16 protein-coding genes are annotated in these 22,132 nt (G+C 71.7%); 14 read left to right on the top strand and 2 right to left on the bottom strand.

Annotation, left to right across the window (positions count from 1 at the left end; all coding sequences use genetic code 11):
* Positions 1-439 precede the first annotated feature (439 nt).
* The 10 genes from cobT (at position 440) to ABTZ59_RS24060 (ending at position 14,791) form a co-directional block, all read left to right on the top strand.
* The gene (gene cobT / locus ABTZ59_RS24105) at positions 440-1,528 is read left to right on the top strand and encodes a nicotinate-nucleotide--dimethylbenzimidazole phosphoribosyltransferase (protein WP_351414022.1); all 1,089 of its coding nucleotides are present in this window, start codon (positions 440-442) and stop codon (positions 1,526-1,528) included.
* A 75-nt stretch (positions 1,529-1,603) separates the two neighbouring features.
* Positions 1,604-3,382, top strand: a complete 1,779-nt coding sequence (locus ABTZ59_RS24100) for a phosphatidylglycerol lysyltransferase domain-containing protein (protein ID WP_503003515.1) — start codon at positions 1,604-1,606, stop codon at positions 3,380-3,382.
* A 24-nt stretch (positions 3,383-3,406) separates the two neighbouring features.
* A complete protein-coding gene (locus ABTZ59_RS24095; protein ID WP_351414000.1) occupies positions 3,407-4,222 on the top strand; it encodes an adenosylcobinamide-GDP ribazoletransferase in 816 nt (271 codons plus the stop codon).
* Positions 4,223-4,428: 206 nt separating this feature from the next.
* On the top strand, positions 4,429-5,961 hold the full coding sequence (locus ABTZ59_RS24090; RefSeq protein ID WP_351413994.1) for a leucyl aminopeptidase: 1,533 nt from the start codon (positions 4,429-4,431) through the stop codon (positions 5,959-5,961).
* Between the two features lie 248 nt (positions 5,962-6,209).
* A complete protein-coding gene (gene lpdA / locus ABTZ59_RS24085; protein WP_351413987.1) occupies positions 6,210-7,598 on the top strand; it encodes a dihydrolipoyl dehydrogenase in 1,389 nt (462 codons plus the stop codon).
* Between the two features lie 96 nt (positions 7,599-7,694).
* The gene (gene sucB / locus ABTZ59_RS24080) at positions 7,695-9,473 is read left to right on the top strand and encodes a 2-oxoglutarate dehydrogenase, E2 component, dihydrolipoamide succinyltransferase (RefSeq protein WP_351413978.1); all 1,779 of its coding nucleotides are present in this window, start codon (positions 7,695-7,697) and stop codon (positions 9,471-9,473) included.
* A 131-nt stretch (positions 9,474-9,604) separates the two neighbouring features.
* Positions 9,605-10,228 (top strand): GntR family transcriptional regulator, encoded by a 624-nt coding sequence (locus ABTZ59_RS24075; protein WP_249950878.1) that lies wholly within the window; start codon positions 9,605-9,607, stop codon positions 10,226-10,228.
* Positions 10,229-10,444: 216 nt separating this feature from the next.
* Positions 10,445-13,114, top strand: coding sequence for a pyruvate dehydrogenase (acetyl-transferring), homodimeric type (gene aceE / locus ABTZ59_RS24070; RefSeq protein ID WP_351413967.1), 2,670 nt, complete (start codon positions 10,445-10,447; stop codon positions 13,112-13,114).
* 81 nt (positions 13,115-13,195) lie between these two features.
* Positions 13,196-14,161, top strand: coding sequence for a helix-turn-helix transcriptional regulator (locus ABTZ59_RS24065; RefSeq protein ID WP_351413958.1), 966 nt, complete (start codon positions 13,196-13,198; stop codon positions 14,159-14,161).
* A gap of 108 nt (positions 14,162-14,269) precedes the next feature.
* A complete protein-coding gene (locus ABTZ59_RS24060; RefSeq protein WP_351414438.1) occupies positions 14,270-14,791 on the top strand; it encodes a DUF4240 domain-containing protein in 522 nt (173 codons plus the stop codon).
* A 5-nt stretch (positions 14,792-14,796) separates the two neighbouring features.
* On the opposite strand, the gene ABTZ59_RS24055 is transcribed toward ABTZ59_RS24060, so the two are convergent.
* Positions 14,797-15,300: a GNAT family N-acetyltransferase gene (locus ABTZ59_RS24055; protein ID WP_351413951.1), complete on the bottom strand. Its 504-nt coding sequence runs from the start codon at positions 15,298-15,300 to the stop codon at positions 14,797-14,799.
* Between the two features lie 35 nt (positions 15,301-15,335).
* On the opposite strand from ABTZ59_RS24055, the gene ABTZ59_RS24050 reads away from it, so the two are divergent.
* Positions 15,336-16,244 carry a TIGR01777 family oxidoreductase gene (locus ABTZ59_RS24050; RefSeq protein ID WP_351413940.1) on the top strand — a complete coding sequence of 303 codons (909 nt, stop codon included), beginning with the start codon at positions 15,336-15,338 and terminating at the stop codon, positions 16,242-16,244.
* A gap of 563 nt (positions 16,245-16,807) precedes the next feature.
* Positions 16,808-18,130: an NAD(P)/FAD-dependent oxidoreductase gene (locus ABTZ59_RS24045; RefSeq protein WP_351413933.1), complete on the top strand. Its 1,323-nt coding sequence runs from the start codon at positions 16,808-16,810 to the stop codon at positions 18,128-18,130.
* 91 nt (positions 18,131-18,221) lie between these two features.
* Here the strand turns inward: ABTZ59_RS24045 and ABTZ59_RS24040 are convergent, their stop codons facing one another.
* The gene (locus ABTZ59_RS24040) at positions 18,222-19,673 is read right to left on the bottom strand and encodes an NsdA family TPR-like regulatory protein (protein WP_351413925.1); all 1,452 of its coding nucleotides are present in this window, start codon (positions 19,671-19,673) and stop codon (positions 18,222-18,224) included.
* Positions 19,674-19,980: 307 nt separating this feature from the next.
* On the opposite strand from ABTZ59_RS24040, the gene lipB reads away from it, so the two are divergent.
* A complete protein-coding gene (lipB, locus tag ABTZ59_RS24035) occupies positions 19,981-20,796 on the top strand; it encodes a lipoyl(octanoyl) transferase LipB (protein WP_351413920.1) in 816 nt (271 codons plus the stop codon).
* 160 nt (positions 20,797-20,956) lie between these two features.
* Positions 20,957-21,919 (top strand): lipoyl synthase, encoded by a 963-nt coding sequence (gene lipA / locus ABTZ59_RS24030; RefSeq protein ID WP_351413916.1) that lies wholly within the window; start codon positions 20,957-20,959, stop codon positions 21,917-21,919.
* The last annotated feature ends 213 nt before the right edge of the window (positions 21,920-22,132 follow it).

Below are 22,132 nucleotides of genomic sequence, written 5' to 3'. Positions count from 1 at the left end.
CACGAGCTGCGACGCTTTACGTCCGGACACGCACCTCCTCCGACCCCGCCCCCCTCCCGCCCGGTGGGCACCCAGCCCGACTCCGCCGCTATCGGCCCGGTGGTGGGGTGCGGGACGGTGCCACCGCCCCGCGCACGGCCGGGCCGCTTGTGCGGGCGGTGAAGGGGGGCGCGCAGGGATCGCGTCCGGGACGTAGAGCGTGATTTGTGGCGCACGAACGCCCGAACCATCGACTGGCCGGAACGCGCCGTAAATCATGCAGTCCCGGACGCGAACCCGGAGCGCACCCCGGCAACAACCCGCACCAGGAAACCGGCCCCAGCCAAAACGCGCACCGCCCGGACCGCACCCCGGCAACAACCCGCACCCGGCCCACCGGCCCCCGCCAAAACGGAGCGCGGCCCGGAACGCACCACCGCCGGACGGTAATCTCGGCGAAATGAGCTCGCTTAATCTCGATGACTTCTCCGATCTGATCGAGCGCCCCGACAGCGGTACGCGGCGGGACGCCGAGGAACGGCGCGAGCGGCTGGCCGTGCCGAGTGGGGCGCTGGGGCGCCTGGATGAGCTCGGTGAGTGGCTCTCCGCCGCGCAGGGGTCCGTACCGGTCAAGGCCGTCCGGCAGCCCCGTGTCGTGCTGTTCGCGGGTGATCACGGCGTCGCCGCGCTCGATGTCTCGGGGCGGCCCGCCGGCAGCGCGCAGTCGCTGGTGCGCGCGGTGCTGGAGGGCGAGAGCCCCGTCGCCGTACTGGCCCGGCTGGCGGAGGTGCCGGTGCGGATCGTGGACGCCGGGCTCGACTGCGATCCGGCGCTGCTGCCCGACGAGGTCGTACGGCACCGGGTGCGGCGTGGCAGCGGGCGGATCGACATCGAGGACGCGCTGACGATCGAGGAGGCCGAGCGGGCCGTACGGCTCGGGATGGCGATCGCCGACGAGGAGGCGGACTCGGGCACGGATCTCGTCGTACTGGGCGATCTCAGCGTCGGCGGCACGACATCCGCGGCCACCCTGATCGCCGCGCTGTGCGGTACGGACGCGTCCGTGGTGACCGGGCGCGGTGGCGCCGGGATCGATGATCTGGCGTGGATGCGCAAGTGCGCGGCGGTGCGGGACGCGCTGCGCCGGGCGCGGCCGGTGCTGGGGGATCAGCTGGAGCTGCTGGCGACGGTGGGCGGCGCGGATATGGCCGCGACGACCGGGTTCCTGCTCCAGAGCGCGGTGCGGCGGATGCCGGTGATCCTCGACGGTGTGGTCTCGGCGGCGTGCGCCCTGGTCGGCCAGCGGGCGGCGTTCCGTGCTCCCGACTGGTGGCTCGCGGGCCAGTTGACCGGGGAGCCCGCGCAGGCGAAGGCGCTGGACAGGATGGCGCTCAACCCTCTGCTGGACCAGGGCGTCACCGTAGGGGAGGGATCCGGGGCGCTGCTCGCGCTCCCGCTCGTCCGGGCGGCGGCCGCTCTCGCGGCGGAGTTGCCCGAGCGGACCGCGGCGAAGGACGCGGAGGACTCCTCGGAGTACGTCACCGGGTGAGGCATCGGTGCGGTCGCTACCACGGGCGGCCGTATCAGTCTGCATGAAACACGATGCCCCATATGATCGTGTTTTATGGGAGAAGTCCGCATGGCTGTCTATCCGTTGGGCCGGGCGACCGGGGCGAGCCGGCCCACCGAACGTTCGCGGCGCGGCGCGGCGTTCGCGGTCTGGTATCTGCGCGCCGTCACCTTCGTCAACTTCCTGAGCGCCGTGTGGGTCTCGCTCGGTCAGGATCTGCGGCGGCACAACGTCGACAACTACTTCACCCCGTATCTGCTCACGGCGGGCTTCGCGTCCGGTGTCTTCACGCTCTTCCTCGCGATCACCATGCGCCGCCGCAAGCGTGCCGCCTGGATTCTCAATCTCGTTCTGGCCGGGTCCTTCCTGCTGCTGTTCTCGTTCGTGATGGTCTTTCCCGAGATCAGGCGGTACCCGCAGAACTGGGTGTCGCTGGGGCTGACCGGCGCCTTCGTCTGCGCGCTGCTGCTGGGGCGGCGGGAGTTCTACGCGAAGGGCGACCGCTCCAACCCGAGGCTGGCGGCGGCCGTGGCGGTCGGCGGGCTGCTGGTCACCTCGCTGCTGGCCGCGCTGCTCGTCACCGTCACCAACACCGCCGGGGGCTCCTCGTCCTTCACCGAGCGCTGGCGCTACGGCACGGCGCGGCTCGTCTCGCTGATGGCGGACGACTCCCGGTTCCCGGGGATCGTGACACCGGGCTGGGTCAAGGTCACCATCAACGTCCTGTCCACGCTGCTGCTGCTCGCCGTGCTGTACGCGGCCTTCCGCTCGCGGCGCGCGGTCGACCCGATCACCGGGGACGACGAGGCGAGGCTGCGGGTGCTCCTGGACCGGCACGGGGAGCGTGACTCGCTCGGCTATTTCGCGCTGCGCCGTGAGAAGAGCGTGATGTGGTCGCCGACCGGCAAGGCCGCCATCACCTACCGGGTGGTGGGCGGGGTGTCGCTCGCCTCCGGCGATCCGATCGGTGATCCGGAGGCATGGCCTGGGGCCATCGAACCCTGGCTGGCGCAGGCGCGGGAACACGGCTGGCTGCCCGCCGTGATGGGGGCGAGCGAGGAGGCCGGCACGATCTACGCCCGGCACGGTCTGGACGCGCTGGAACTGGGCGACGAGGCGCTCGTCGAGACCGCCGAGTTCACCCTGGAGGGGCGGGCCATGCGGACCGTGCGCCAGGCGTACAACCGGGTCGCGCGGGCCGGCTACCGGGTCACGGTCAGGCGGCACGAGGACATCCCCGCCGACGAGATGGCCGAGCTGCTGCGCCGCGCCGACGACTGGCGCGACGGCGCGACCGAGCGCGGCTTCTCGATGGCGCTCGGCCGGCTGGGCGACCCGGGCGACGGCCGGTGCGTGATGCTCGAATGCCATGACGGGAAGGGCGAGCTGAGGGCGGTGCTGAGCTTTGTGCCCTGGGGGCCCAAGGGGCTCTCGCTCGATCTGATGCGCCGTGACCGGGACAGCGAGAACGGGCTGATGGAGTTCATGGTCATCGAACTCCTCCGGCGCGCGGGGGAGATCGGGATCACCCAGGTCTCGCTGAATTTCGCGATGTTCCGGTCGGTCTTCGAGCGGGGCGCGAAGCTGGGCGCGGGCCCCGTGCTCCGGCTGTGGCGCTCGCTGCTCAGCTTCTTCTCGCGCTGGTGGCAGATCGAGTCGCTGTACCGCGCCAACGCCAAGTACCGGCCGATCTGGGAGCCACGCTTCATGCTCTTCGAGAAGAGCGCCGATCTGCTGCGCATCGGTATCGCCGCGGGCCGCGCCGAGGGCTTCCTGGAGGCGCCGGGGCTGCCGGGGTGGCTGCACCGCAGAAGGCTGGGGACGCGCCGCTGAGCGTCGGGGGGCTACTCTCGCGCGATGACCCCCATGGACGGCGAACGCGTGGACGCCGCACGCGCCCCGGTGGCCGACGGCATACGGTTCGCCTTCGGCACCCTCACCGTGCTCCCGGTCCGGCTGACACGCTGGGACCGCGGCGCCGCCCGTGCCGGGATGCTGAGCGCGCCGGCCGCCGGGCTGGTCGTGGGGGCGGGCGCGGCGGGCGCCGGGGCGCTGCTGCTCCTGGCGGGAGCGCCGGCGCCGCTCGCGGCGGTGGCGGCGGTGGCCGTACCCGCGGTCCTCACCCGCGCTCTTCATCTCGACGGTCTCGCCGACACCGCGGACGGTCTCGGCAGCGGCAGGCCGGCCGAGGACGCGCTGCGGATCATGAAGCGGTCGGACATCGGTCCGTTCGGGGTGGTCACGCTGGTGCTGGTGCTGCTGGGGCAGATCGCGGCGGTGGCCGGTCTGTACGCGGGGAGCGCGGTGCGCGGCGCGGTGGCGGTGGTCGTCGCCGGGGTGACGGCGCGGCTCGCGCTCACTCTGGCGTGCCGTACGGGGGTGCCGCCGGCCCGGCCCGACGGTCTGGGCGCGGCGGTGGCGGGGGTGGTGCCGGTACGGTCCGCCGCGGTCGCCGCGCTGCTCGTGCTGGCGGCCTGCGCGGCGGCGGGCGCGCTGTCCGGTCCCTACGGCGCCGTGCGGCACGCACTGGCGGCCGTGGCCGGGCTGGTCGCGGCCCAACTGCTGCTGCGGCACTGCGTACGGCGCTTCGGCGGGGTCACCGGCGATGTCTTCGGCGCCCTCGCGGAGACGGCCGCGACCGTGGCGCTGGTCGCGCTGACGCTGGGCTTGTGAGACCCGGCTGACCGGGGTGCGCTCCGGCGAACCGCAATGGTGCGAAAGCCGCCCACAGCCGAAGGAACCGGCTCCCCGGTGAGCGACGTATATCACTGAGCGTAGGCTCGTTCCCGCCGCGCGCAGCGCCCGCTTACGATGCGGCGGGCACGGTCGGCCCACCCCTCGACCGCCAATGAACCTAACGGAAGCGAGATTTCACCACCGTGACTGCTCTCACTCTCAGCACTGCCGGGGCGGCGACGCTGCGCGCCGACGCGATTGTCGTCGGTGTCGCGAAGGGCGCCAAGGGGCCGGTCGTGGCGCCGGGCGCCGAGGCCGTGGACAAGGCGTTCGACGGAAAGCTCGCCTCCGTCCTGGAGACCCTCGGCGCCACGGGTGCCGAGGGAGAGGTGACCAAGCTGCCCGTGCTGTCGGGCCTGAAGACACCGGTCGTTCTCGCGGTGGGGCTCGGCCCGGTCCCGAAGAAGGACGCGACGTACGGCGCCGAGCCGCTGCGCCGCGCGGCCGGGGTCGCCGCGCGTGCCCTGTCCGGTGTGAAGAAGGCCGCGTTCGCGCTGCCCATCGAGGCGTCCGAGGACGTCGAGGCCGTCGCCGAGGGCGCCCTCCTCGGCGCGTACGCCTTCACCGCGTACCAGGGCGGCGAGAAGAAGGCCAAGAAGGGCGACAACGGTCCGAAGCGGCCGCTCGGCGAGGTGGCGCTGCTGGGCGCCAAGCCGCGCGACAAGGCGCACAAGGCCGCGGCCGACCGCGCGATCGCGCTGACCGAGGAGGTCAACCGCGCCCGTGATCTGGTGAACACCCCGCCGAACGACCTCACCCCCGAGTCCTTCGCCGCCGTGGCCACCGCCGCCGGCAAGGAGAACGGCATCAAGGTGCAGGTCCTCGACGAGAAGGCGCTCGCCAAGGGCGGCTACGGCGGCATCCTCGGGGTCGGCCAGGGCTCGGCCAACCCGCCGCGGCTGGTGAAGCTCGCCTACACGCACCCCGAAGCGGAGAAGACCCTCGCCCTCGTCGGCAAGGGCATCACCTACGACTCGGGCGGCATCTCGCTGAAGCCGGCCGGTCACAACGAGACGATGAAGTGCGACATGAGCGGCGCCGCCGCGGTGTTCGCCGCCGTCGTCACGGCCGCGCGGCTCGGTCTCCCCGTCAACGTCACCGGCTGGCTCGCCCTCGCGGAGAACATGCCGTCCGGCACCGCCACCCGCCCGGGTGACGTGCTGCGCATGTACAGCGGCAAGACCGTCGAGGTCCTCAACACCGACGCCGAGGGCCGGCTCGTCCTGGCCGACGCGCTGACCCGGGCCTCCGAGGAGAACCCGGACGCGATCGTCGACGTGGCGACCCTGACCGGCGCGATGGTGCTGGCGCTGGGCAACCGGACGTTCGGGATCATGGCGAACGACGAGGCGTTCCGTACCTCGATCCACGAGATCGCGGAGGAGGCGGGCGAGGCGTCCTGGCCGATGCCGCTCCCCGCGGACCTGCGCAAGGGCATGGACTCCCCCACCGCCGACATCGCGAACATGGGCGAGCGGATGGGCGGCGGCCTGGTCGCCGGACTCTTCCTGAAGGAGTTCGTCGGCGAGGGCATCACCTGGGCCCACCTGGACATCGCGGGCCCGGCCTTCCACGAGGGGGCGCCGTACGGCTACACGCCCAAGGGCGGTACGGGCTCCTCGATCCGTACGCTCGTGAAGCTCGCGGAGCGCATCGCCGCGGGCGACCTGGGCTGAGGCACCGGCCGGGTCACGGTCCACGCGCGAAGGCCGGCGGACCGGGGCTCCGGAGGCGGGTGGGGGCGGCAGAACTATGTCGCCCGTCTCACCTCCGGGGCCCCGCGTCCCGTCTTGCTTCGACAAGTGCGAAGATGGGTTCTCGGCAGGACAGGGCCCCCACCACAGGGCCGAAGACATAGCGGCCGAAGACCAGCCGCCGCCCGGTCACCGGACCGCGCCCGGCGCACATGCATGGAGGACGTGACGTGGCGAACGACGCCAGCACCGTTTTCGACCTAGTGATCCTCGGTGGCGGTAGCGGCGGTTACGCCGCGGCGCTGCGTGGAGCGCAGCTGGGCCTGGACGTCGCCCTGATCGAGAAGAACAAGCTGGGCGGCACCTGCCTGCACAACGGCTGCATCCCCACGAAGGCTCTGCTGCACGCCGGCGAGATCGCGGACCAGGCGCGCGAGAGCGCGCAGTTCGGTATCAAGGCCACCTTCGACGGCGTCGACATCGCCGGTGTGCACAAGTACAAGGACGAGGTCATCTCGGGCCTCTACAAGGGCCTCCAGGGTCTGGTCGCCTCCCGCAAGGTGACCTACATCGAGGGCACGGGCCGGCTCTCCTCCCCCACCTCCGTCGATGTGAACGGGCAGCGCGTCCAGGGCCGTCATGTCCTCCTCGCGACGGGTTCCGTACCGAAGTCGCTGCCGGGTCTGGTGATCGACGGCGAGCGCGTCATCTCCTCGGACCACGCGCTGACGCTGAACCGGGTGCCGCGGTCCGCGATCATCCTGGGCGGCGGCGTCATCGGCGTCGAGTTCGCCTCCGCGTGGAAGTCCTTCGGCACGGACGTCACGGTCATCGAGGGCCTCAAGCACCTCGTCCCGGTCGAGGACGAGAACAGCTCCAAGCTGCTGGAGCGCGCCTTCCGCAAGCGCGGCATCAAGTTCAACCTCGGTACGTTCTTCGAGAAGGCCGAGTACACGCCTGACGGTGTCCGGGTGACGCTGGCCGACGGCAAGACCTTCGAGGCGGAGATACTGCTCGTCGCGATCGGCCGCGGTCCGGTCTCCGAGGGTCTCGGGTACGAGGAGCAGGGCGTCGCGACCGACCGCGGCTATGTCCTCGTCGACGAGTACATGCGCACGAACGTGGAGACCATCTCGGCGGTCGGTGACCTCGTCCCGACCCTCCAGCTCGCGCATGTCGGCTTCGCCGAGGGCATCCTGGTGGCCGAGCGGCTGGCCGGCCTGAAGGCCGTTCCGATCGACTACGACGGCGTGCCCCGGGTGACGTACTGCCACCCCGAGGTCGCCTCCGTCGGTATCACCGAGGCCAAGGCCAAGGAGATCTACGGCGCGGACAAGGTCGTCGCCCTCAAGTACAACCTCGGGGGCAACGGAAAGAGCAAGATCCTCAAGACCGCGGGCGAGATCAAGCTCGTCCAAGTCAAGGACGGCGCCGTGGTCGGCGTCCACATGGTCGGTGACCGTATGGGCGAGCAGGTCGGCGAAGCTCAGCTGATCTACAACTGGGAGGCCCTGCCGGCCGAGGTCGCGCAGCTCATCCACGCGCACCCGACCCAGTCCGAGGCTCTCGGCGAGGCCCACCTGGCCCTGGCCGGCAAGCCCCTCCACTCCCACGACTGATGCTTCAGTCCGGGCTCGACGACCACTACCGCACTTCCCCTCACTCGGCGCTCCGCGCGAGCTGGGGAGACTCCATCGTTAGGAGCAACTGAAACCATGGCGGTTTCCGTAACCCTGCCGGCGCTCGGCGAGAGCGTCACCGAGGGCACTGTCACCCGCTGGCTGAAGGCCGAGGGCGAGCGCGTCGAGGCCGACGAGCCCTTGCTTGAGGTCTCCACCGACAAGGTCGACACCGAGATCCCGGCCCCGGCCGGCGGTGTGCTGGCCTCCATCAAGGTGGCCGAGGACGAGACCGTGGAGGTCGGCGCCGAGCTGGCCATCATCGACGACGGTACGGGCGGCCTCGCGGCGGCCCAGCCGACGCAGACTGTCCCCGCCCCTGCCCCCGCCCCCGCGGCCCCGGCCCCGGTGGCCGAGGCTCCCGCGCCCCCCGCTCCGGCCGCCGCGCCCGCCGCCGCTCCGGCCGGTGGCGCCTCCGGCACCGACGTCACGCTGCCCGCGCTGGGCGAGTCGGTCACCGAGGGCACCGTCACCCGCTGGCTGAAGCAGGTCGGCGAGGAGGTGGCGGAGGACGAGCCGCTGCTTGAGGTCTCCACGGACAAGGTCGACACCGAGATCCCCGCCCCGGTCGCCGGTGTGCTGCTGGAGATCGTGGTCGGCGAGGACGAGACCGCCGAGGTCGGCGCCAAGCTCGCGGTGATCGGTGCTCCGGGCGCCGCCCCGGCCGCCGCTCCGGCTCCGGCCGCTCCGGCGCCCGCACCGGTCCAGCAGGCTCCGGCCGCTGCCCCGGCTCCCGTCGCCGCCCCGGCCCCGGCCCCGGCTCCGGCGCCCGTGCCGGTCCAGGCCGCTCCCCCGGCCCCGGCTCCCGCTCCGGCCGCCCCGGCACCCGTGGCCCCGGCCCCGGTCACCCCGGCGCCCGCCGCGACCACCGGGGACGACGTCGCGTATGTCACCCCGCTGGTGCGCAAGCTCGCCGCCGAGAACGGTGTCGCCCTGGCCTCGGTCAAGGGCACCGGCGTCGGTGGCCGTATCCGCAAGCAGGATGTCATCGCCGCCGCGGAGGCCGCCAAGGCCGCCGCGCGGGCCGCCGCCCAGGCTCCGGCCGCCGCTCCCGCCGCCGCGTCGAAGGCGCCCACGCTGGAGGCGTCCCCGCTGCGCGGTCAGACCGTCAAGATGACCCGCATGCGCAAGGTCATCGGCGACAACATGATGAAGGCGCTGCACACGCAGGCCCAGCTGACCTCCGTGGTCGAGGTGGACATCACCAAGCTGATGCGGCTGCGCGCGCGGGCCAAGGACTCCTTCGCCGCGCGCGAGGGCGTCAAGCTCTCCCCGATGCCGTTCTTCGTCAAGGCGGCGGCCCAGGCGCTGAAGGCCCACCCGGTCATCAACGCCCGGATCAACGAGGACGAGGGCACGATCACGTACTTCGACTCGGAGAACATCGGCATCGCCGTGGACTCCGAGAAGGGTCTGATGACCCCGGTCATCAAGGGTGCGGGCGATCTGAACATCGCCGGTATCGCCAAGAAGACCGCGGAGCTGGCGACGGCGGTCCGGGCGAGCAAGATCACCCCGGACGATCTGGCCGGCGCGACCTTCACCATCAGCAACACCGGTTCGCGTGGGGCGCTGTTCGACACGATCATCGTGCCGCCGAGCCAGGTCGCCATCCTGGGGATCGGCGCCACCGTCCGGCGTCCCGTGGTCATCAACCACCCGGACCTCGGCGAGACGATCGCGGTGCGCGACATGACGTACGTCGCGCTCTCCTACGACCACCGGCTGGTGGACGGCGCGGACGCCGCCCGCTATCTGACGGCGGTCAAGGCGATTCTGGAAGCCGGCGAGTTCGAGGTCGAGCTCGGACTGTAGGCCCCGAACGCCTGACGGCACTCTGTACGGCAAAGGCGCCCCCGCCCGGATCATTTCCGGGCGGGGGCGCCGCCGTATGGTGCGCGCCGCCGTATCGTTCATCCATCGACCGCTGCCCCCAGGAGCGCTTCATGACCCCGCCCGTCATCCACTCGCTGCGCGAACAGATCCGCGAGCACATCGTGGAGGGGATCGTCAGCGGCCGGTGGAAGCCGGGTGAGCGGATCGTGGAGCGGCGCATCGCGACCGAACTGCGGGTCAGCCAGACGCCCGTGCGCGAGGCGCTGCGCGAGCTGGAGAGTCTGCGGCTGATCGAGTCGGCGCCGAACAAGGGCGTACGGGTTCGGAATCTGACCGCGGCCGATCTGGAGGAGAGCTATCCGGTGCGGGCGGGTCTTGAGCAGATCGCCGCGGAGCTGGCCGCCGAGCGCCTCGCGCTGGACTGCTCGGCGCTGGAGCCGCATGTACTGGCGCTGTACGAGGCGGACCGAAGAGCCGACGGGACCGGTCAGGTGCGGCACACCGTGGCCTTCCACCGGGAGCTGGTGCGGGCCGCCGGTAACAGTGTGTTGCTGCACACCTGGGAGGGGCTGGGCATCGAGGTCTTCACCGCGCTGTCGATCCGCTGGCTCGGAACGGTGCAGAAGTCGTACGCCGAGGAGCACGAGGAGCTGGTCCAGGCGTTCCGCAGAAGGGATCCGGGCATTGGCGCACTGGTGAAGGACCATGTGCTCGGATGTGCGCCGCGCGCCTGATTCACCCCTTCTGTCACGACTCACTCTCCGTCACTCGGTGCCCCGTTCTGCGGCACGGAATGCCAATTTCTCCAGATCGAGAAGTTTTGCCTTTCAACCCTTTGATCGATCATCGATCAGCGATTTACAGTCTTAGGCGGACTGCACCCAGTCCTCCGCCCTGTCCTGCCAGACAAGGCTCTTCTCCACCCCCCTCCTGTCCGGAAGGCGGCGACCATGCCCGACCCCGTAGGCAAACTTCCGAGCGAGCTCGACCAGCTCCCGGACCGTGATGCCGAGGAGACCGCCGAGTGGGCGGCCTCGCTCGACGCCGTGACCGAGCACGCCGGCCCGCACCGCGCCGCCTATCTGATGCGGCGCACCCTCCATCACGCGGGAACGGCCGGGGTCCCGGTGCCCGCGCTGCTGGAGACCGACTATGTGAACACCATCCCCACCGCCTCGGAGCCCGCCTTCGACGGCGACGAGGCGATGGAGTCCCGGATCACCGCCTGGAACCGCTGGAACGCGGCGGCCATGGTCACCCGCGGCGCCCGCTACGGCGTCGGCGGCCACATCGCCACCTTCGCGTCGGCGGCCTGGCTCTACGAGACCGGCTTCAACCACTTCTTCCGCGGCAAGGAGGGGGACGGCTCCGGCGACCAGCTCTATATCCAGGGCCACGCCTCCCCCGGCATATACGCCCGCGCCTTCCTCGACGGCCGGCTGACCGAGTCGGACCTCGACAATTTCCGCCAGGAGGCGGGCGGCAAGGGTCTGCCCTCGTACCCGCATCCGCGCCGGCTGCCCTGGCTGTGGGAGTTCCCCACGGTCTCGATGGGTCTCGGCCCGCTCTCCGCGATCTACCAGGCGCGCTTCAACCGCTATCTGACCAACCGCGGGATCAAGGACACCTCCGCCTCGCACGTCTGGGCGTTCCTCGGCGACGGCGAGATGGACGAGCCCGAGTCGACGGCGGCACTGGCGCTCGCGTCCCGTGAGCAGCTGGACAACCTGACCTTTGTCATCAACTGCAACCTCCAGCGGCTCGACGGCCCCGTCCGCGCCAACTTCAAGATCGTGCAGGAGCTGGAGGCGCAGTTCCGCGGCGCCGGCTGGAATGTCGTCAAGTCGCTGTGGGGCTCGGCCTGGGACGAGCTGTTCGCGCTGGACACCACGGGGGCGCTGGTCCGCCGGCTGCGCCAGGTGCCCGACGCGCAGTTCCAGACGTACGCGACCCGCGATGTCGCCTACATCCGCGAGCACTTCTTCGGTGTGGACCCGGCGCTCATCGCTCTCGCCGAGCTGCTGCCCGACGCGAAGATCGCCGAGTGCTTCTACACCTCGCGCGGTGGCCACGAGGCCCGCAAGGTGTACGCGGCCTACCGCGCGGCCCTCGCGCACAAGGGCGCCCCGACCGTCATCCTGGCGCAGACCGTGAAGGGCTACACGCTCGGCGCCGGCTTCGAGTCGCGCAACGCCAATCACCAGATGAAGAAGCTCTCGGGCGACCAGTTCCGCGCCATGCGGGACCTGCTCGACCTGCCCATCCCGGACTCGAAGCTGGACGACAGCCTCGTACCGTACGGCCACCCCGGCGCCGACTCGCCCGAGGTGCGCTACCTCCAGGAGCGCCGCGCGGAGCTGGGCGGCCCCGCGCCGGCCCGCCGGGTGCACGCGGTGGCCCTGCCCGAGCCGTCGGACAAGCCGTTCCAGGCGGTCTACAAGGGCTCGGGCAAGCAGTCCGTGGCGACCACCATGGCGTTCGTCCGGCTGATGAAGGACCTGATGCGGGACAAGGAGACCGGCAGGCGCTGGGTCCCGATCGTCCCGGACGAGGCCCGCACCTTCGGTATGGAGGCGCTGTTCCCGTCGGCCGGCATCTACTCGCCGCTGGGCCAGACGTACGACCCGGTCGACCGCGACCAGATCATGTACTACAAGGAAGCCAAGGACGGCCAGATCCTCAACGAGGGGATCACCGAGGCCGGTTCGATGGCGGACTTCATCGCCGCGGCGACGTCGTACGCGACGCACGGCGAGACGATGATCCCCTTCTACATCTTCTACTCGATGTTCGGCTGGCAGCGTACGGGCGACCAGATGTGGCAGCTCGCCGACCAGCTCGGCAAGGGCTTCATCGTCGGTGCCACCGCGGGCCGTACGACCCTGACCGGCGAGGGCCTCCAGCACGCCGACGGCCACTCCCATCTGATCGCGTCCACCAACCCGGCCGCGCTCAACTACGACCCGGCGTTCGCGTACGAGATCGCCGTGATCGTCAGGGAGGGCCTGCGGCGGATGTACGGCCCCGAGGCCGAGGACGTCTTCTACTACCTGACGGTCTACAACGAGCCGATGCCGCAGCCCGCGATGCCGGAGGGTGTCGAGGAGGGCATCGTCAAGGGCCTGTACCGCTTCAAGGAGGGCACCCCGGCCGCGGCCGACGCCCCCCGTACCCAGCTGCTGGCGTCCGGTACGGCGATCCACTGGGCCCTGGAGGCGCAGGAACTGCTCGCCGCCGACTGGGGCGTCGTCGCCGATGTCTGGTCCGCGACGTCGTGGGGCGAGCTGCGCCGGGACGCGATGGAGGCCGACGAGGCGCTGCTGCGCGGCGAGGAGCGGGTGCCGTATGTGACGCGCGCGCTGTCCGGCGCGCCCGGTCCTGTCCTCGCGGTCAGCGACTGGATGCGTCAGGTACCCGACCAGATCAGCCAGTGGGTCGAGCAGGACTACACCTCGCTCGGTACGGACGGCTTCGGTCTCTCCGACACCCGGGAGGCGGCCCGCCGTCACTTCGGTGTGGACGCCCGGTCGATCGTGGTCGCGGCGCTGGCGCAGCTGGCCCGCCGGGGCGAGGTCAAGCCGGAGCGGGTGGTGGAGGCCCGCGAGCGCTACGGCCTCTGAGCCCGTCGGGTCGCTCACGGCCCGCTGATTGCCGCGGAGCCCCTGTCACGGTGTGGCGGGGGCTCCCGGCATCATGGTGCAATGCGTGCTGCTCGGCTGATCAAGATGGTGCTCCTGCTCCAGTCCCGGCCCTCCATGACCGCGGGCGAACTGGCCCGGGAGCTCGAAGTGTCCGAGCGGACCATCACCCGGGACGCCCAGGCGCTCTCCGAGGCCGGGGTCCCGGTCTACGCGGACCGCGGCAGAACCGGCGGCTACCGGCTGGTCGGCGGCTACCGCACCCGGCTGACCGGGCTGGCGCGCGACGAGGCGGAGGCGCTGTTCCTCTCCGGAGTGCCGGGCGCGCTGCGGGAGATGGGGCTCGACGATGTCTCGTCGGCGGCCCGGCTGAAGGTGTCGGCGGCGCTGCTGCCGTCGCTGCGGGGCGCCTCGGACTCGGCGGCGCAACGCTTCCATCTGGACGCGCCGGGCTGGTACCACGAGCCGGAGACGCCCGAGCTGCTGCCGGTCCTCGCCGAGGCGGTCTGGGACGACCGGCTGGTCGCGGCGCGCTACCGCCGCGAGGACGCCGAGGTGGAGCGGGAGCTGGCTCCGTACGGTCTCGTGCTGAAGGCCGGTGTCTGGTACGTCTGTGCCTGTTCCCAGGGGGCTTTCCGGGTCTACCGGGTGGACCGGTTCACCTCGGCGGAGACCTTGCAGGAACGTTTTTCTCGGGATGAGTCCTTCGATCTGCCCGGATTCTGGGAGGAGCGCGCCACCGAATTCGTCCGCTCCCTGCTGCGTACGGAGATCGTGGTCCGGCTCTCGGCGGACGGCGCCCGGCTGCTGCCGCGTGCCGTCGACCGCGTGGCCGCCCGCGAGGCGCTGGCGACGGCCGGTCCACCGGACGACCGGGGTCTGCTCACGCTCGCCCTGCCGGTGGAATCGGAGGACGTGGCGTACGCCCAGCTCCTCACGCTCGGACCGGACGTGGAGGTCCTGCGACCGGACACCCTGCGGGACCGCTTCGCCGAGGCGGCACGGCGGATGCGGACGCTGTACGAGTGACGGGGCCGCCGCGCGGCGTCGGCGTACCCGAACATCCGGCAACGAAACGGCTCACAATCCGTGGCTCCGCGTGCGCCGCCCTCCCGTAAGCACGATGCTTGACCCGTGATGGACGAGACGGAGTTCTGGGAGATCGTCGACAGCGCCCGCGAGGCCGCCGAGGGCGACCCCGAGGACCAGGCCGATCAGCTGGTCGAGCGGCTGCTGCGACTCGACCCCGACTCCGTACTGGACTTCTCGCGCCACTTCGAGTCGCGTTACAACCGCGCGTACCGCTGGGACCTGTGGGGCGCCGCCGCCGTTCTGCTCGGCGGCGTCAGCGACGACGCCTTCGACTACTTCCGCTGCTGGCTCATCGGCCAGGGCCGCGAGATCTTCGAGGGCGCGCTGCACGATCCGGACGCGCTGGCCGAGCTGCTGGACGACTTCGACCCCGACCTCGACGGGGACGGCGAGGAGCTGGGGTACGCGGCGGACGAGGCGTACGAGCAGCTGACCGGCGTGGTGGCACCCGCCCTGGGCATCGCCTCGCAGCCGGCCGAACCGGAGGGCACACCGCTGGACTTCGAGGACGAGGCGGCGCTCGCCGAGCGCTTCCCGCGGCTCTCGGAACGCTTCGGCGGCGAGTAGATCCGCTAAGGGCTGTCCGTCAGCGAGATCCCCATGAGCACATCATCCACATACTCGCCGTCGAGGAAGAACTCCCCGGGCAGAACCCCCTCGACGACATAGCCCTCCGCCTCGTACAGCGCCCGCGCCGGGGCGTTGTGGCCGAGCACCCGCAGCGTCAGCCGCCGCGCCCCCTGGTCGCGCGCGTGCAGCGCCGCCGCGCGCAGCAGTGCGCGGGCCACCCCGCGCCCCCGCGCCCACTCGTGGACCGCGAGCCCCTGTATCTGCCGCACATGCGCGTTACTGGCGAGCGGCGTGGGCGGCACCACCCGGACATAGCCGGCGATCCGCTCGTCATCGACCTCCGCGACCAGGAAGTCCTCGGGCCGGTGCAGCGCGTCGAAGAACGGACCGTAGGGCGGCTCCGGCCGCGGCGACACGGCGTGCAGCGACGACCAGGTCGCCCGGTCGAGCTCACCCAGGGCGCCATCGTCGGAAAGGAGTGCGGGACGTATCTGTGCGTCGGACATGGCGCAACTGTGCCATGGGCCGTTCCACGGGCAGGATGGGTCCCATGAGGATCGCGATCACCGGTTCCACCGGGCTCATCGGTACGGCACTCGCACGCTCCCTGCACGCCGACGGCCACGAGGTGGTCCGCCTGGTGCGGCGCCCCGTCCGGACCGCCGACGAGGTCGAGTGGGACCCCCTGCGCCAGCGGGTCGACGCCCACCGCCTCAACGGCTGCGAGGCAGTCGTCCATCTCGCCGGAGCCGGCATCGGCGACCGCCGCTGGACCGAGGCCTACAAGAAGGAACTCCGCGACAGCCGGATCCTCGGCACCGCCGCCATCGCGGAGGCCGTCGCCACGCTCGACCAGCCGCCCCGAGTGCTGGTGAGCGGATCCGCCATCGGGTTCTACGGCGACACCGGGGACCGCAAGGTGGACGAGAGCGCGCCTCCGGGCGACGGATTCCTGGCCTCGCTCTGCGTGGACTGGGAGGAAGCGGCCCGACCGGCCGAAGAGGCGGGCGTACGAACGGTGTTCGCGCGCACGGGCCTCGTGGTCGCGCGCGGCGGCGGGTCCTGGGGCCGGCTCTTCCCGCTGTTCCGCGCGGGGTTGGGCGGACGGCTCGGCTCGGGACGCCAGTACTGGAGCTTTTTCGCGCTCCACGACGAGGTGGCGGCGCTGCGGCATCTGATCGACACGGAAGCCCTGGAGGGCCCGGTGAACCTCACCGCGCCGGAGCCCGTCACGAACCGCGAGATCACGGCGGCGATGGGCCGCGTCCTGCACCGCGCGACGCCGTTCCCGGTGCCGGCGGTGGCGCTGCGGGTGGTGCTGGGCGAGCTGTCGGCGGAGGTCCTGGGCAGCCAGCGGGTGGTGCCCACGCGGCTGCTGGAGTCGGGCTTCAGGTTCGCGTTCCCGACGATCGAGGAGGCGGTACGCGCGGCGTCCGGCGGGGGCGGTTGACGCGGTGCGTTTCGGCTGGGGCCGGTGGTTGTGTGCGGGTTGTCGCCGGGGTGCGCTCCGGGTTCGCGTCCTGGACTGCATGATTTACGGCGCGTTCTGGCCAGTCGTTGGTTCGGGCGTTCGTGCGCCACAAATCACGCTCTACGTCCCGGACACGATCCCTGCGCGCCCCCCTTCACCGCCCGTCACGGACTGGCCCGGCCGGGCACGAGGCCGAGTGCGCCCACGGGCGGGAGGGGGTCGGGGTCGGAGGAGGTGCGTGTCCGGACGTAAAGCGTCGCAACTCGTGCGAAGCACGGTGACCACGCGACGGAGTCGCATATCGAACGCAGCGCAGTCCGGACACGGACCTCCGGAGGCCCCGGCCCCCGGCACCACCCACCGCGCCCCGCGCCCCCACCCCCCGCCGGACGGCGGAACCGCCCCCCATGCCTCCGTGACCCCCGTCGCGCGCGTCCGCCCCCCGTCCCCTCCCTCCCTACTCTCGACCCAACTCGGGCGTTCCAGGGGCCTGATGCGCGCATCAGGCCCCACCCAGCCGCGCCGACCTCGGGGAGGGGCACGTGCTCAGCACCGCATTCAGCAGCGCGCACCACGCAGACGTCGTCATCATCGGAGCCGGCCTCGCGGGTCTGGCCGCGGCTCATCATCTGACCAGCGCCGGGGTGAGAGTCAGCGTCCTGGAGGCCGCTCCCCGCGTCGGCGGTCGCATGGCCACCGACCGGGTCGACGGCTTCCGGCTCGACCGCGGCGGGCGGCTGCTCACCACCTCGTATCCGGAGTTGCTGCGCACCCCAGGTCTGGAGGGCGCCGCACTGCGGATGTTCTCGCCGGGGGTGGTCGTGCACAGCGACGGGCGGAACTACCGGACCGGGGCCGTAGGGAGCGCACGGAGCGCACTGACAGTGGCGCGCGCCCTGGCGAGCGCCCCCCGCCCACCGCTCGGCGGCGCGGTCGACCAGGCGCGGCTGGGCGCGGTCCTCGGACGCCTCGCGACGACGCCGACCTCCCGGCTGCTGGCCCGCCCCGAACGCACCGCGCTGGAGGCCCTGTCGGTCCGGGGGCTGCCCACACGTACGGTCAACGGCTTTGTCCGCCCGCTGCTGTCCGCGCTGCTCTGCGACCCCGAGCTGACCACGTCGAGCCGGTGCGCCGACCTCGCGCTGCGCGCGTTCGCCCGGGGCAGGCTGTGTGTGACCGCCGGTGGCTCCTCCGTACTGCCCGAACTGCTGGCGCGGGCGCTGCCGCAGGGCACGGTCCGTACGGATGTGTGTGTGACGGACGCGTCGATCTCCGGTGTCACCACCAAGGAGCACGGCGAGATCACCTGCCGCTCGCTCGTGGTGGCGACGGGCGCGCGGGCCGCGGCCGAGTTGCTGCCGGGGCTTCGGGTGCCGGACTTCCACGCGGTGACGGTGCTGCACCACACCGCGCCCGCGGCCCCGTTGACCGATCCGACGCTGCTGCTGGACGCCGACCGGAGCGGACCGGTGGCACATACGGCCGTGATGAGCGCGGTGGACCCCTCGCGCGCGCCGGAGGGTCGTGTGCTGATCTCGTCGACGGTGCTCGGGCCCCCTCCCCCGGCCGCCGTGCTCGACCGTACGGTCCGCGCGCAGCTCGCGCGGCTCTACGGGACGCCGACCGACGAGTGGGAGCTGCTGGCCGTCCACCACGACCCGGAGGCGGTGCCCGCGATGCCGCCGCCCCACGATCTGCGCCGCCCCGTACGGCTGTTGTCGGGGCTGTATGTGTGCGGCGATCACCGCGATACGAACACGGTCCAGGGCGCGCTGTTCTCGGGCCGCCGCGCCGCGCACGCGATCCTGCGCGATCTGGGCGTACGCCCCGCGTACGGGTCGGCGCGGCGCGCGGCGGTGGCGTAACTCGCCCGCGCACATCAGGGGCTCCGGTCCCGTCCGGGTGCCGACTCACCTCGGGCGGGACCGGCTCAACTCGCGGTGGATGCCGAGCGGTTCAGCCGAGTGCCGCGACCCGGTCGCGGTAGTTCCGTACGGCGGCCGCGTCCCGGTAGGGCTCCAGGCGCCGTTCGAAGTCCCGTACGTACTCCACCGCCCGCGCCGACCGCATCTCGGTGGCCTGCTGCGCCGCTTCCGCGCCCAGCAGACACGCCTGGTCCAGCTCACCGAGGCCCAGACGGCCGCAGGCGAGCACGACACGGCAGAAGAGACGGCTGCGCGCGAACGCCGGGGAGCGCAACTGGAGTGAGCGTTCGGCGTGCTGGACGGCGGCGCGGTACTGCTGGAGGTCGCGGTGGCAGTGCCCGAACTCGTCGGCGAGCTGCGCCTCGTCGAAGAAGCGGGCCCAGTGCGGGACGTCGTCGCCGGGGCGCGCCGTCCCCAGGGCGCGTTCCGCCCGTACGAGGGAGGCCGTACAGGCCCGTACCTCACCGAGGACGCCGTGTCCGCGGGCCTCGGCGGAGTGCAGCAGCGCCTGGACGACCGGAGGTGCGGACGCGCCGATGCCCTGCTGGGCGACGCGGGCCAGCTGGACGGCTTCCCGGCCGTGGCCGAGATAGACGGCCTGGCGGCTCATGGTGGTCAGGACGTACGAACCGTACGCCCGGTCGCCCGCCGCCTGGGAGAGCCGCAGGGCCTGGACGAAGTAGCGCTGGGCGAGGCCATGGGCGGCGATGTCGTACGAGGTCCAGCCCGCGAGCCGGGTCAGATCGGCCGCGGCGGCGAAGAGTCTGCGCCCGGTGCTCTCCCCGTACAGACCGCGCAGCATCGGCTCGGCCTCGTGCTCCAGATAGCGGACGAGCGCCTGCCGGGCGTGCCCGCCGCCATAGGCGTGGTCGAGGGTGCGGAAGAGGTCACCGACCGAGCGCAGGGCCTCGATGTCCCCGGTGGTGACCCGCTGGCCGACGGCGCGTTCGGTGCGCTGCCGGGGGACGGCCGAGGACGCGGCTCTTGCCTGGGTGGGTACGCGGGCGCCGTTGTGCGGGACGGCGGCCGGATGGGCCACCCGCTCGTCGGGGCGTCCGATCAGCCAGTCGCGGCTGGGGACGACCAGCCCGGCCGGGGTGAACGCGATCTTGCGCAGTTCGCTGTGGCTGCCGGAGTCCTTGCGCCAGAGTCCGCCGACGATGTCGACGGCCTCCTCGGGGGTGGCGGCGAATTCGAGGCCCGCGTAGACGGGGGCGCAGGCGTCCAGGCCGAGATCCTGGGCGGAGAGCCGGCGGCCGAGGCGGCGGGTGAAGACCTCGGCGATCAGTGCGGGGGTGGTGCCGCGTGGTTGCTGCCCGCGCAGCCAGCGGGTCACCGACGTCTTGTCGTACCGCAGATCGAGGCCGTGCTCCAGACCGAGCTGATCCACCCGACGGGCGAGACCGGCGTGGGAGAAACCGGCTTCTGAGATGAGCGCGGCGAGCTGGCGGTTGGGGATGCGCTGCGGAGGTCGTTCCGACATCAGCTGTACGGTCTCCTGCCTTCCGGGCCCGGGGAGCAGCCCTCATGGAACGGCGCGAATTTAGTAGCAGTGACCGGTTTCACCGGCGGCTTCGTCCGATATTCATCCGTTCGTGTGAGGATCGAGGGCGTTGCTGACAGGCGGGCGGCGGCGGTCCTGAAGGGACCGCGTGAGTGATCCGGCGCAGGCCCCTCGGGGAACCCGCGGGAGGTGCCCGGGAGCACCTGCCCGGCTCGCCGCCGAGGGCCCGCCGTACAGTGGCGAGGGCGCGATACGTGCACGGTGAAGGTTCTAAGGAGGCACTGCCGTGAGTGAGCTGCGGTACATCCGCCTGGGGTTCGGCGAGGATTCCGTCGAGTACCAGGAGGCATGGCAGGAGCAGCGCCGGGTACACGCGGCCCGCTTCGCGGACGAGATCCCCGACACCTGTCTGCTGCTGGAGCACCCGCCGGTGTATACGGCCGGACGGCGCACGGCGGACAGTGAACGCCCCCTGGACGGCACCCCCGTCGTCGATGTCGACCGCGGCGGGAAGATCACCTGGCACGGCCCCGGCCAGCTGGTGGGCTACCCGATCCTGAAGCTGCCGCGCCCGGTGGATGTCGTGGAGCATGTCCGCCGGCTCGAAGAGGCCCTGATCCGTACGGCCGCCGAGTTCGGTCTGGAGACCTCCCGGGTCGAGGGCCGCAGCGGGGTGTGGGTGCTCGGGGATCCGGTGGCGCGACGGCCGGCCACGGGCGGGCTCTCGCTGGACTTCGACCCACGGGTGGCGGACGAGGAGTTCGACCCGCGGCTGAACGGTCCGCAGTACGCGCCGTCCAACGCGGGCCAGCGCCGGGAGGACCGCAAGCTCGCGGCGATAGGCATCCGGGTCGCCAAGGGCGTGACCATGCACGGCTTCTCGTTCAATGTGAACCCGGACAACACCTGGTTCGACCGGATCGTGCCGTGCGGGATCCGGGACGCGGGCGTCACCTCCCTGGCGTATGAGCTGGGCCGGGAGATCACGGTGGAGGAGGTCGTCCCGGTGGTGGAGAGGCATCTGCGGGACGTACTGGAGCACGCGGAGCCGAAGCCGCGCGAGGTCGAGCGCGCGAGCGCTGTCGAGCGCGCGAGCGCTTAGGACGTACACACGGCCCGGGGCGTACGCGGCTGCTGGGCCGACCGGGGGAATGTGTCCCTCTGGCCACGGGTTGGCCACACGTAATGCCACGCAAATATCGGGCGTAACCTGGTGTTCGCCGAAGAATCGAATGCCGCGCCAGCAGAGAGAGGTGCCGGACGTGTCCGCTGTCGCACCCGACGGACGCAAGATGCTGCGCCTGGAGGTCCGGAACAGCCAGACCCCCATCGAGCGCAAGCCCGAGTGGATCAAGACCCGGGCGAAAATGGGTCCCGAGTACAAGCAGCTGCAGAACCTCGTGAAGAGCGAGGGGCTGCACACGGTCTGCCAGGAGGCGGGCTGTCCGAACATCTTCGAATGCTGGGAGGACCGCGAGGCGACCTTCCTCATCGGTGGTGACCAGTGCACCCGGCGTTGTGACTTCTGCCAGATCGACACGGGCAAGCCGGACGCGCTGGACCGCGACGAGCCGCGCCGCGTGGGCGAGTCCGTGGTCACGATGGATCTGAACTACGCCACGATCACCGGCGTCGCGCGCGACGACCTGGAGGACGGCGGCGCCTGGCTGTACGCGGAGACCGTGCGCCAGATCCACGCGCAGACGGCGGGGCGCGAGAGCGGCGCCACCAAGGTCGAGCTGCTCGTCCCGGACTTCAACGCCGTACCCGAGCAGCTGGCCGAGGTCTTCTCGTCCCGGCCGGAGGTGCTCGCGCACAATGTCGAGACGGTGCCGCGGATCTTCAAGCGGATCCGTCCGGGGTTCCGGTACGAGCGCTCCCTCGAAGTGATCACACGCGCCCGTGAGGCGGGCCTGATCACCAAGTCCAATCTGATCCTGGGGATGGGCGAGGAGCGCGCCGAGGTCAGCGAGGCGCTGCGACAGTTGCACGAGGCGGGCTGCGAGCTGATCACGATCACGCAGTATCTGCGTCCGTCCGTACGTCACCATCCGGTCGAACGCTGGGTGAAGCCGCACGAGTTCGTCGAGCTGAAGGACGAGGCCGAGGAAATCGGCTTCTCGGGTGTGATGTCGGGACCGCTGGTGCGGTCGTCGTACCGCGCGGGCCGGCTGTACCAGCAGGCGATGGAGCGGCGCGGCGCGGCCGTCACCGCCCAGGCCTGATAAGGGATTCGGGCCCCGGCCAGGCTGTGTGAACCTGAGCACAAGCGATTACCGGGCAGTAGAGACGAGTCGTCCCGCGGCCCGTACGATCCCGCAGGTCATGGGGGCGTACGGGCCGCGGCCGCGTCCGCGGGGTGGTCCGGGGGCCGCGTCAGGGTTTCATTCGCGTTTGACCGGTGGGTCACGCACTGGTAACACCAGTGAGTGACCCTG

The organism is Streptomyces sp. NPDC094034, assembly GCF_040303865.1.
Classification (GTDB): Bacteria; Actinomycetota; Actinomycetes; order Streptomycetales; family Streptomycetaceae; genus Streptomyces.
This window is presented reverse-complemented; position numbering and strand designations above follow the sequence as displayed.

Excerpts from the sequence above, each read along its gene's own strand:
- cobT (WP_351414022.1), top strand. The coding sequence starts at position 440 with ATGAGCTCGCTTAATCTCGATGACTTCTCCGATCTGATCGAGCGCCCC.
- ABTZ59_RS24100 (WP_503003515.1), top strand. The coding sequence starts at position 1,604 with ATGGGAGAAGTCCGCATGGCTGTCTATCCGTTGGGCCGGGCGACCGGG.
- ABTZ59_RS24095 (WP_351414000.1), top strand. The coding sequence starts at position 3,407 with ATGACCCCCATGGACGGCGAACGCGTGGACGCCGCACGCGCCCCGGTG.
- sucB (WP_351413978.1), top strand. The coding sequence starts at position 7,695 with ATGGCGGTTTCCGTAACCCTGCCGGCGCTCGGCGAGAGCGTCACCGAG.
- ABTZ59_RS24075 (WP_249950878.1), top strand. The coding sequence starts at position 9,605 with ATGACCCCGCCCGTCATCCACTCGCTGCGCGAACAGATCCGCGAGCAC.
- aceE (WP_351413967.1), top strand. The coding sequence starts at position 10,445 with ATGCCCGACCCCGTAGGCAAACTTCCGAGCGAGCTCGACCAGCTCCCG.
- ABTZ59_RS24065 (WP_351413958.1), top strand. The coding sequence starts at position 13,196 with ATGCGTGCTGCTCGGCTGATCAAGATGGTGCTCCTGCTCCAGTCCCGG.
- ABTZ59_RS24060 (WP_351414438.1), top strand. The coding sequence starts at position 14,270 with ATGGACGAGACGGAGTTCTGGGAGATCGTCGACAGCGCCCGCGAGGCC.
- ABTZ59_RS24055 (WP_351413951.1), bottom strand. The coding sequence starts at position 15,300 with ATGTCCGACGCACAGATACGTCCCGCACTCCTTTCCGACGATGGCGCC.
- ABTZ59_RS24050 (WP_351413940.1), top strand. The coding sequence starts at position 15,336 with ATGGGTCCCATGAGGATCGCGATCACCGGTTCCACCGGGCTCATCGGT.
- ABTZ59_RS24040 (WP_351413925.1), bottom strand. The coding sequence starts at position 19,673 with ATGTCGGAACGACCTCCGCAGCGCATCCCCAACCGCCAGCTCGCCGCG.